We start from the raw sequence: 6462 nt of genomic DNA, 5'->3' as shown, positions 1-6462 counted from the left end.
CAGCTATTGCCTACTATGGTGTCACAGCAGGGCTTGGGGCTAGTTTTGGTTTGCTGATTGGTGGTCTAATTACGAGTTACAGTAGTTGGCGTTATGGCTTTTTGATTAATGTTCCTGTGGGCATTATCATGTTTTGCTTGACGCAACGATTTATCTCACAATCTTTAAGAGATAAGGATTTAGTTTTGGATTGGTGGGGTGCTATTTTATCAGTAATAACCTTTAGCAGTCTTGTTTACAGTATTAATGGTAATGTTTTACATTGGTTGTCAGGAGTGATTTGTGTTTTTGCTTTTGTGACTTTTCTTTAGATTGAAAGTCACCATTCAAAACCGTTGATGCCCCTTAGCCTTTTTAGAAATGGAATGCGTTCAAGTGCGTATATTGCTCGTTTTTTCTTTATGAGTGCTAGTATGTCTTATTTCTTCTTGATGCCTCAAGCACTTCAGCGTTATTTTTGGTATTCACCACTGCAAGCTGCTTTTGCTTTTATTCCAATGACATTGACACAATTTATCTTTTCACTTTTTGTTAATCGCCTGACTCAACGTTTTTCAAATGTTTTTGTTCTTGTTTTGGGAACGGTTATGAATTTGACGGGATATATCATTGGGGTTAGTTTGGGCTTACATCATGGCTACTTTTTAGGTGTCGCTATTCCGATGGTTTTTATTGGGGTTGGGCAAGGACTTGTTCTTGGGCCGATGACTGTCGAAGGGGTATCCGATACTAAGGCTGATGAAGCAGGAGCTGCGTCTGGTGTTGTTAATACCGTTCACCAAATCGGTGGAGCCGTAGGATTGTCATTGGTGTCTTTATTGACATCATCACTAAGCAATCCTGAAAAAATGATTGTTCATAGCCAGCAAATCATGTTAATTTACGTTATCATCATGCTACTAGCTTCCCTAAACATTTACCGTTTAAAAAGTAAATAGAGATCAGAAATCATATTACTATGGATTTTTCCTTTATTACAGGGCTTTTATTACCACCTCATTTTGAAAAAATATTATAAAAATGTTATAATATTACAATAACAAAGGAGTTTAATTAAGAAAGGAATAAATCATGTTCAGTATCAAAAAGTATTTCGTGGCAGTTGCCCTGCTTATCGCTTCGATGATAGGCGCGGTGCAAGTGCAGGCTGCTGGACAATCTGTTCAAGATGTTATTGATGAAACTTATGTGCAACCGCAATATGTTTTAGGCTATTCTTTATCAGATGAGCAACGTTCGCAAACCTTGGCTTTGTTGAATTACAATGAATCAAAAGACACCAACATCAAAACCATTTCAACAAGCGCCTATGCCAAAATTATGAATGTCGCGGATGATCCAAGCTTGCAGTTGTATTCTTCGGTTAAAATCCAAAAACTAGGCGCTTCTGAAGTCCTTACGGTCAACATTGTCACACCTGAAAACATCACAAAAGTGACCAAGGATATGTACCGTAATGCTGCGGTAACCTTAGGCATTGAGCACGCTTCTATCGAAGTGGCGTCACCTATCGCGGTAACTGGTGAATCTGCCTTAGCAGGTATTTATTACTCACTCGAAGAAAATGGGGCAACGATTTCAGACGAAAGCAAAGAACTTGCCCAAGAAGAATTGGACACCTTAGCCACTATCAATTCTGAAAACGAAGGAAACAGTGGTTACAGTGCCGACCAGCTAAATGTGGCACTTGCTGATATCAAATCAGCCGTAGCAGACGCAGGCGAAGGGGCTTCTAAAGAAGATATTCAAAAAATTGTCGATGAAACCCTCAGCAACTACAAGCTGCAAAATGTGCTTTCAAATAACCAAGTCAACCTCATCGTGAATTACGCGGTTAATTTATCAAAATCAGATGTGGTTAATAGCAAGAGCTTCCGTTCAACCCTAGCTTCACTTAAAAATAGTATTGTCGAACAATCAAAATCAACCTTTAAAGGTATGAATTTGAACTTTAATGCGGCAGATACGTTACAATCAAGCCAAAACTTTTTAGTGAGAATGTGGAATGCTATCGTGAACTTCTTTAAACAGTTATTTAGCAATTTTGGTGCTTAATGAATAACCCTTGCAGGTGTCTGCGAGGGATTTTGTATGCAAAAAAAGAGAGAAAGTTCCTCTCTTTTGTCTTATTTGACGAAGTTGTTGATTTCAGCTTCGATGTTAGCAATTTTAGCTTCTGCATCAGCCAAGTCAGTTCCAACTGTCGCGATGTAGAATTTGATTTTTGGTTCTGTACCTGAAGGGCGAACTGCAATCCAAGAATCATCAGCAAGAGTGTATTTCAACACGTTGCTTGGTGGCGTTGTCAAAGCTGTCACGCTACCGTCAGCAGTAGTAGCTGTTTGCGCCAAGAAATCTTCTGTTTTGGCAATAGCTGTTTCGTTGAATGCCACTGGAGCGTTGTTGCGGAATTTATCCATGATTTTCTTGATTTCGGCAGCACCGTCAACACCGCTAAGGGTAACAGAAATAGTTTTTTCAGCGAAGTAGCCGTATTCTTTGTAGATTTCTTCGATACCATCAGCAAGTGTCAAACCACGTGAACGGTAGTAAGCGGCAATTTCAGCCACGATAAGAACGGCTTGGATAGCATCTTTATCACGTACAAATGGTTTGATAAGATAACCAAAGCTTTCTTCAAAACCAAACATGTAAGTGTGGTTGCGTTTTTCTTCAAATTCTTGAATTTTCTCAGCGATGAATTTGAAACCAGTCAAGACGTTAAACATTGTTGCACCGTAGCTTTCAGCGATTTTTGTCACCAATTCAGTTGAAACGATTGATTTAGCTAGGGCTGCATTTTCTGGTAATGTACCAGCTGATTTGTGGGCTTCAAGAATGTATTTAGCGATAATAGCACCGATTTGGTTACCAGAAAGGTTGCGGTAAGAACCGTCTGCTTGACGAATTTCAACACCAAGACGATCAGCATCAGGGTCAGTGGCAACAAGCACGTCAGCATCGACCTTGCGGCCAAGTTCTTCTGCAAGAGCAAAGGCTTCTTGGTTTTCTGGGTTTGGTGATTTAACGGTAGAAAAATCAGGGTCTGGAACAGCTTGAGCTTCAACGACTTGAACTGAGTCAAAACCAGCTTGAGCAAGGGCACGACGTGCCAACATTTCACCAGTACCGTGAAGTGGTGTGTAGACAATCTTCATGTCTTTACCGTATTCATTAATCAAGTTTTGGTTGATGTTCACGTCTTTAACTTCTTTAAGGTATTCTGCATCAACCGCTTCACCGATAACTTCAATCAAGCCAGAAGCTTTGCTTTCTTCAAGGTCAGCCAAAGCAATGGTGAATGGGTCTTCAATAGTACGGATAAAGTCAGTCAAAGCATCAGCATCAGCTGGTGGCATTTGCCCACCGTCTTCACCATAAACTTTGTAACCGTTAAATGGTGCAGGGTTGTGGCTGGCAGTAATCATGATACCAGCAAATGTGTCTAAATGACGAACGGCAAATGATAATTCAGGGGTTGGACGTAATGATTCAAACACATAGCTTTTAATGCCGTGTTGGGCTAAAACTTGTGCTGATTCAAAGGCAAATTCAGGTGAGAAGTGACGAGAATCGTAAGCAATAGCTACACCGCGTTTTTTAGCCTCGTCGCCTTTTGTTTCAATCAATTTTGCCAATCCTTCAGTTGCTTGGCGAACAACGTAGATGTTGATGCGGTTTGTACCAGCACCGATGTATCCACGCATACCAGCCGTACCAAACTCAAGGTTGGTGTAAAAGGCATCCTCTTTGGTTTTTTCATCCATTTGGAGCAATTCCTGACGAAGATAGTCAGGGAGTTGTTCAAAGTTTAACCATTTTTCATAATTTTGACTATAAGACATAAGTAGAACTCCTTTATTTGTTCGTCTAAACGCTTACATTATATCATGTTGTTAGGGAATTATCTAGTGCAAATTGAAGAATCCTTTGTAAAATCCCTAAAAATAGCCTGTAAATTTTCAAAAAATGGGAGCCAATTTGCTTAAAGGAGAACTTTCTTTTTGCTTAAAAAAATAGTATAATAGAAGCACTATAATTTTTAGAAAATTTCGAGAATAGCTATTACAACTATTTTCACAGGAAGAGGTATTGAAATGGGCTATACAGTCGCTGTCGTTGGTGCCACAGGTGCCGTTGGAACTCGCATGATTCAACAATTGGAACAATCAACACTCCCGATTGACAAGGTGCGTCTTTTGTCATCTTCTCGTTCTGCTGGTAAGGTTTTGCAGTACAAGGGGCAGGATGTGACGGTTGAATTGACCACTGAAGAGTCATTTGAAGGCGTTGATATTGCTCTTTTCTCAGCAGGTGGTTCAGTGTCAGCTAAATTTGCTCCTTATGCGGTAAAAGCTGGAGCAGTGGTCGTTGATAACACGTCTTATTTCCGTCAGAATCCAGATGTGCCTTTGGTTGTTCCTGAAGTTAATGCGCACGCGCTAGATGACCACAACGGAATCATTGCCTGCCCAAACTGTTCAACCATTCAAATGATGGTTGCTTTGGAACCTATTCGCCAAAAATGGGGCTTGAGCCGTGTTATTGTATCAACTTACCAAGCTGTTTCAGGTGCGGGCCAATCGGCTATTAATGAAACCCTTCGTGAAATCAAGGAAGTGGTGAACGACGGTGTTGAACCAAAAGACCTCCGCGCTGACATTTTGCCATGCGGTGGGGACAAAAAACACTTCCCAATTGCCTTTAATGCCTTGGCACAAATCGATGTGTTCACAGACAACGATTATACTTATGAAGAAATGAAAATGACCAAGGAAACTAAGAAAATCATGGAAGAGCCAGAACTTCCTGTTTCTGCGACTTGTGTGCGTGTGCCTGTGCTTTATTCACATTCAGAATCTGTTTACATTGAAACCAAAGAAGTGGCACCGATTGATGAGGTGAAAGCGGCTATCGCAGCCTTCCCAGGTGCTGTGCTTGAAGATGATGTGGCTAACCAAGTTTATCCACAAGCGGCTAATGCAGTTGGTAAACGCGAAACCTTCGTTGGTCGTATTCGCAAGGACTTGGATGTTGCCAATGGTATTCATATGTGGGTGGTTTCAGATAACCTCCTCAAAGGTGCTGCTTGGAACTCAGTTCAAATTGCAGAAACCCTTCACGAACGTGGTCTTGTCCGCCCAACAAAAGAATTAAAATTTGAACTAAAATAAGCCAAGCAAACACAAACAGGAACATTAGAGGACAAAAAGGATAGGAGATAAGGATGGCTATTGAAGATTTAAAAGACGTTAAAATCATTACGGCGATGATCACCCCTTTCAATGCAGACGGTTCTATTAACTTTGGGGCATTGCCAAAATTGGTGGAGCATTTGCTGGCTCACCACACAGATGCACTTTTACTAGCAGGAACAACAGCAGAAAGTCCAACATTGACCCACGATGAAGAGTTGGAGTTGTTTGCAGCAGTTCAAAAAATCGTCAACGGTCGTGTGCCACTGATTGCTGGTATCGGAACAAACGACACGCGCGACTCCATTGAATTTGCTCGTGAAGTAGCAGTCTTTGGAGGCTTTGCGGCTGGTTTAGCCATCGTTCCTTATTACAATAAGCCATCGCAAGAAGGCATGTATCAGCACTTTAAAGCCATTGCTGATGCCAGCGATTTGCCAATCATTATCTACAATATCCCAGGTCGTGTAGTGGTTGAAATGACTCCTGAAACCATGCTGCGTTTGGCTGAACACCCTAATATTATTGGGGTTAAAGAATGTACCAGCCTAGCCAATATGGCTTACTTGATTGAACACAAACCTAAGAATTTCTTGGTTTACACAGGTGAAGATGGTGATGCTTTCCATGCCATGAATCTTGGGGCAGACGGTGTGATTTCGGTTGCTTCTCACGTTAATGGTGATGAGATGCACGACATGCTGACAGCTATCGAAAACAGTGACATTAAAAAAGCGGCTGCCATCCAACGCCAATTCATTCCGAAAGTGAATGCCTTGTTCTCTTACCCAAGTCCTGCGCCTGTTAAGGCTGTGCTTAATTACCTTGGCTTTGAAACAGGTCCGCTACGCTTGCCATTGGTTCCATGTCCACCAGAAGATGCCAAACGTATCATTGACGTTGTTATTGACGGTGATATTGAAGCCACTAAAGAAACCGTCACAGGTGTTTTGCGACCAGATTATTAATCAAAACAAAAGTAGCAAAGTTTTTGAACTGCACCCCGATCGTTAGACATAAAATCTAACGATCGGGATGCTTTTTGTATGAAATTAACTTATGAAGATAAATTGGAAATATACAAACTAAGAAAAAATGGAATGTCTTGGTACCTAAAATATATGATTAAACTCATAGATATGGTGTTGAGGTTGTTAAGAAAAGTAAGAATAGGTATTATTCTCCTGAACTAAAGCAAGAAATAATCAATCAAGTCCTTCTTGAAGGATGCTCTCAATTGTCCTTTTCTCTCGATTATACTCTTCCT

The 6462-nt window shown here is 40.9% G+C and carries 5 protein-coding genes and 2 pseudogenes; 6 read left to right on the top strand and 1 reads right to left on the bottom strand.

The features are described 5' to 3' along the window. From B3R79_RS02910 to B3R79_RS02900, 3 genes and pseudogenes are all read left to right on the top strand, one after another. Positions 1-311 (top strand): annotated as a pseudogene (locus B3R79_RS02910) (MFS transporter); the annotation flags it as partial. A gap of 54 nt (positions 312-365) precedes the next feature. Continuing rightward, positions 366-938: an MFS transporter gene (locus B3R79_RS02905; RefSeq protein ID WP_293693643.1), complete on the top strand. Its 573-nt coding sequence runs from the start codon at positions 366-368 to the stop codon at positions 936-938. A gap of 184 nt (positions 939-1122) precedes the next feature. Then, a complete protein-coding gene (locus B3R79_RS02900) occupies positions 1123-2055 on the top strand; it encodes a DUF1002 domain-containing protein (RefSeq protein ID WP_293693652.1) in 933 nt (310 codons plus the stop codon). A 71-nt stretch (positions 2056-2126) separates the two neighbouring features. Here B3R79_RS02900 and B3R79_RS02895 read toward each other — a convergent pair whose 3' ends face one another. Continuing rightward, positions 2127-3845, bottom strand: coding sequence for a phospho-sugar mutase (locus B3R79_RS02895; protein ID WP_293693641.1), 1719 nt, complete (start codon positions 3843-3845; stop codon positions 2127-2129). A gap of 252 nt (positions 3846-4097) precedes the next feature. Between B3R79_RS02895 and B3R79_RS02890 the strand changes: the two genes are divergently transcribed. The 3 genes and pseudogenes from B3R79_RS02890 to B3R79_RS02880 all read left to right on the top strand — a co-directional run. After that, positions 4098-5174: an aspartate-semialdehyde dehydrogenase gene (locus tag B3R79_RS02890; protein ID WP_168260826.1), complete on the top strand. Its 1077-nt coding sequence runs from the start codon at positions 4098-4100 to the stop codon at positions 5172-5174. A 53-nt stretch (positions 5175-5227) separates the two neighbouring features. Further along, positions 5228-6163, top strand: a complete 936-nt coding sequence (dapA, locus tag B3R79_RS02885) for a 4-hydroxy-tetrahydrodipicolinate synthase (RefSeq protein ID WP_168260825.1) — start codon at positions 5228-5230, stop codon at positions 6161-6163. 78 nt (positions 6164-6241) lie between these two features. Next, positions 6242-6462, top strand: a pseudogene (locus B3R79_RS02880) (IS3 family transposase); the annotation flags it as partial.

Origin of the sequence: Streptococcus sp. UBA3373 (assembly GCF_002360305.1) — a bacterium.
Lineage (GTDB): Bacteria > Bacillota > Bacilli > Lactobacillales > Streptococcaceae > Streptococcus > Streptococcus alactolyticus.
Note: the sequence above shows the minus strand (reverse complement) of the source record. Positions and strands in the feature narration are given on the sequence as shown.

Bases quoted from the DNA above. Each gene is read 5' to 3' on its own strand.
- B3R79_RS02905 (WP_293693643.1), top strand. From the start codon at position 366: ATGCGTTCAAGTGCGTATATTGCTCGTTTTTTCTTTATGAGTGCTAGT.
- dapA (WP_168260825.1), top strand. From the start codon at position 5,228: ATGGCTATTGAAGATTTAAAAGACGTTAAAATCATTACGGCGATGATC.
- B3R79_RS02890 (WP_168260826.1), top strand. From the start codon at position 4,098: ATGGGCTATACAGTCGCTGTCGTTGGTGCCACAGGTGCCGTTGGAACT.
- B3R79_RS02895 (WP_293693641.1), bottom strand. From the start codon at position 3,845: ATGTCTTATAGTCAAAATTATGAAAAATGGTTAAACTTTGAACAACTC.
- B3R79_RS02900 (WP_293693652.1), top strand. From the start codon at position 1,123: ATGATAGGCGCGGTGCAAGTGCAGGCTGCTGGACAATCTGTTCAAGAT.